Origin of the sequence: Streptomyces sp. 8L, assembly GCF_020176795.1 — a bacterium.
Taxonomy (GTDB): domain Bacteria; phylum Actinomycetota; class Actinomycetes; order Streptomycetales; family Streptomycetaceae; genus Streptomyces.
Genome location: NZ_JAIUKE010000745.1, coordinates 1 through 3276, shown reverse-complemented (window position 1 = coordinate 3276; position 3276 = coordinate 1). Strand labels below are relative to the sequence as shown.

The window sequence follows — 3276 nt, the reverse complement described above, 5'->3', positions numbered from 1 at the left end:
ACCCCAACCTGACGCCCCATCAGCCATCCGCCCCGAATTCCATCAGTCGCCCACAACACCCTTGACACCAACCACCACCCCACCCCCAAACACGAAACACCCCCGGAACGGAAAGCGTCCCGAGAGGATTTTTCAGCGGGTTGGATTTACGTTGTCTTTCTCGTATTGGTCTCTGCCCTGAAACGTTCGACGTACTTGTGCACGGTGGCTGGGGCGCGGCCCGCGAAGGCGCCGATGCGTCGTTGCGCCCATCCCTGCTCGTAGCCGTAGCGGAGGCGGGCGGCGGCCTGGGCGTCGGTGAGGAGGAGGGGTTCGGTGCCGGGGGCGCAGTCTGCCGGCAGCCAGGGCAGCTCCCAGTCCTTGGCTGTGGCCTCGGGCTTCGTGGTCGTGGCCCAGGGGGACGCCTGGTCGTGGTCGGTGGGCAGGAGAGTCGTCTGCGGGTCTGTGTCGGTGGGGTCTCGCGGGTTCGGGAGGGGCAGGTGGAGTTCGATCCGGGCGCCCGGCGCGGCGTGGAGCTTGACGTGGATGCTGTCGGAGTCGGGTGCGCCGGGCGGGGTGTAGCGAACGGTGAGGGTCACGGGTTCGGCCATGCCCGGGTCAACGACCGGGAGAGTGTCCGGGTACCGCCCGGGCCCGCGCCGGACCGGCTACGCGTCGTGGCTTGGCTTCCTTGTGGGGAGGTTGACGGGGGTTTCGGGCGTGAGGCGGCGGTCGAGGGTGAGGGCGAGCGACTCGGTGACGAATGACTCGGTGTCCGCGAGGCGGATGAGGGTGCGCAGGATCTCGGACTTGTCGACGGGGCGGCCGAGGCGGCGGCGCAGGTCGAGGGCGAGGAAGTCGAGGGCGAGGGCGTCCTCCTCGTCCAGGAGCAGCGTGTACTTGCTGGGCTTGGGTGCGGGCTGTTCGGGGGCGGGAGGCTTGCGGCTGGGGACTGCCGTCGTGCCGTCGTGCCGTTGTGCCGTTGTGCCGTCACTGCTCTTCTGACCTGCTTGTTCGTTGTCGAATCGGCCGGAGAGGCCGGTCAGGAGCTGGTTGACGTTGCCGGTGCTGACGGAGAAGTCGGGCTTGCCGGTGCTCATGCGGAGGTGTCCTTCGGGAGGTAGCCGGCCGCGACGGCCAGGTCTCGGTACATGCGGGCGACGTCGGAGGCGGGGGCGTACTGGGCGAGGGTCTGTCCCTGGTCCTTGGCCTCTGCGACCAGGGTGCGCAGCGGGATCTCGCCCACGACGGGGAGGGCGAGCCGGTGGAAGGCTTCGTAGACCTTCTGGTGGAAGCCGCTGAACGGCTTGTTGATGCGGTTGATGACGAGTCCGCGGTAGTGCGGCATCGGCATGCGGGTTTCGGCGATCAGGGTCTGGATCTGGCCCAGCAGCAGTTCCAGCGCCTTGAGAGAGAACGTGTCGACGTCGACCGGGATCAGGACGTGTTCGGCCCAGCGCAGGATGTTGTCCGTGTCGACGTCGAGGGCGGGGCGGCAGTCCACGAGGCAGTGGTCGAAATCGTCCGCGAGGAGTTCCAGCACCCAGGCGAGGCGCTCCTCCTTGCTGCGCGTGGAGTGCAGCCGGCGCGGCAGGGTGAACAGGTCCAGGGAACTGGGGATCAGCCACAGGTTCTCCGAGTGCCGCCGCACCAGGGACCGGGCCTGCTCGCGGTCGCAGGTCTCCAGCATCGCGCGAGCGAGGGTCAGTTCCTCCGTCGGTTCCAGCCTCGGGACCAACAGGGCGTCGGTCAGGTTTCCCTGCCCGTCGAGGTCCACCAGGAGCGTTCGGCGGCCGGAGGCCGCGAGCGTGCCGCCCAGATGGAGCGTGGTCGTCGTCTTCGCGACCCCGCCCTTCTGGTTCAACAGCGCGTCTTTCGTCATCACCATGTACGGCACCGTAACGCCGTGATGACGGCATGCCGTCATTACGGTCCTACGGCATGCCGTCATTACGGTCCTACGGCGTGCCGTCACTGATGCTGTGAGCTGTATTGACGGGCGGACTTCAGTACCCGCGTGGGCGCTGAGCAGGAGTGCCTGAAGCCGTGGGCAAGCCGGGGCTTGCCCACGGGCCGGAGGGCTTGCCCGCTGCCGCCGGACGGGCGCAGGCGGCAGGTCAGCGGCCGGGCCTCTTAGCGTCACGTGGAGACGTCACGGTGTGACGCCTCCTGAACGTGAATGCCTCTGGCGGTAGGCCCGGGTGCGGCACCTCGGTGAGCAGTACACGGCATCCACCCGCTTGCGGGTGCCGCCGGTGGCCTCGCCGGTGAACCACCAGCTCTTGCAGACCGGACAGCGCTTGCGGGGCCGGCAGTACGCGCGGCCCTCCCACAGGGCGGCGGCGAACTCCACGTTCGTCTGCCACCACCGCCCGCGCTCCCGCTTCCAGCGCCACATCCTCGTGCGGCAGGCCGCCGAGCAATACCGGCGCGAGGACCGGCTCTCCCCAGGCAGCGGCCTACCGCACTGGCCACAGCGCCGGACGCTCTTGCTCGCCACCTCTCCAGAATCCTCCCGCACGCCTCGCGGGACCAGGAGCACGAAGGCGAAGACGTCGCTGCCGGTGTCAGTTGACGACCTCGACCCCGTGGACGCGTACGGAGCCCGCTGGCTTTGTCGACGACGAGGAGCAGCGTTTCTCTGCCAGTTCGGGAGGTGCTGCCTGGGGCGAGTGTCGATGACTTCGGGAGGCGGCCCGATGCCCACCGCTGAGACGCCGTCTGCGGCTCGGTCGTGGTCCGGGACAAAAGCGCTGGTTACGGGGACGGGTCGCAGCCCTCGTCTCTCCGTTGCCGAGCGCGGGTGGGTGCCTCCCATTCTCATCGACATCGAGATCGGGGCCCGGCAAGCGCCTCCCGAGGACGTCGACAATCGCTGTCGTATGACGTCGAGAACGCCAGCCCGCAGAGCCGCGGGTCGCGGTCAAGACGCCGCTCTGTCCCGCGACAGTCCAGGTGATGTCCCACATCGCCCTCGCCGTGACGGAGTACCGGGCCCGTGAGCGGTGACCGGTCACAAGGCGCGGGACGCTGTCACCGGTCACGCCGGTGACCGGTCACGCCGGTCACCCGACCGGTCACCGACACCAGACCGTCCTGACTACAAGTCAGTCCACCGGCCCGGCACATGAGACCAGCCCTCCCCGCCGCTGACCGGGCGGAGAGGGTTTTCACGCTCGCGGGCAAGCCCGGAAACCAGTACTGACCTGCGATAACGCCCGGCAGCCCGCATCGAGTGGTGTAGGGGAGAGTGTAGGGAGAAGTGTAGGAAGGAGTGTAGGGAAGAAGACAAGACAG

4 protein-coding genes are annotated in these 3276 nt (G+C 68.4%); all 4 read right to left on the bottom strand.

Annotated features, from left to right (window positions below; translation table 11 throughout):
• Positions 1 to 146: 146 nt before the first annotated feature.
• The 4 genes from LCE31_RS38170 to LCE31_RS38155 all read right to left on the bottom strand — a co-directional run bounded on the left by LCE31_RS38170 (position 147) and on the right by LCE31_RS38155 (position 2377).
• Positions 147 to 578 (bottom strand): hypothetical protein, encoded by a 432-nt coding sequence (locus LCE31_RS38170; protein ID WP_225022764.1) that lies wholly within the window; start codon positions 576 to 578, stop codon positions 147 to 149.
• Positions 579 to 647: 69 nt separating this feature from the next.
• Entirely contained in the window at positions 648 to 1079 is a 432-nt protein-coding gene (locus tag LCE31_RS38165) for a hypothetical protein (RefSeq protein ID WP_225022762.1), read from the bottom strand.
• A complete protein-coding gene (locus tag LCE31_RS38160; protein WP_225022760.1) occupies positions 1076 to 1867 on the bottom strand; it encodes a ParA family protein in 792 nt (263 codons plus the stop codon). The genes LCE31_RS38165 and LCE31_RS38160 overlap by 4 nt, the downstream gene beginning before the upstream one ends.
• 264 nt (positions 1868 to 2131) lie before the next feature.
• Entirely contained in the window at positions 2132 to 2377 is a 246-nt protein-coding gene (locus LCE31_RS38155; protein WP_225022758.1) for a hypothetical protein, read from the bottom strand.
• Positions 2378 to 3276: the final 899 nt, after the last annotated feature.

What these genes read in the sequence shown, in the direction of transcription:
- LCE31_RS38155 (WP_225022758.1), bottom strand. Translation starts at nt 2,377, where the DNA reads ATGTGGCGCTGGAAGCGGGAGCGCGGGCGGTGGTGGCAGACGAACGTG.
- LCE31_RS38160 (WP_225022760.1), bottom strand. Translation starts at nt 1,867, where the DNA reads ATGGTGATGACGAAAGACGCGCTGTTGAACCAGAAGGGCGGGGTCGCG.
- LCE31_RS38165 (WP_225022762.1), bottom strand. Translation starts at nt 1,079, where the DNA reads ATGAGCACCGGCAAGCCCGACTTCTCCGTCAGCACCGGCAACGTCAAC.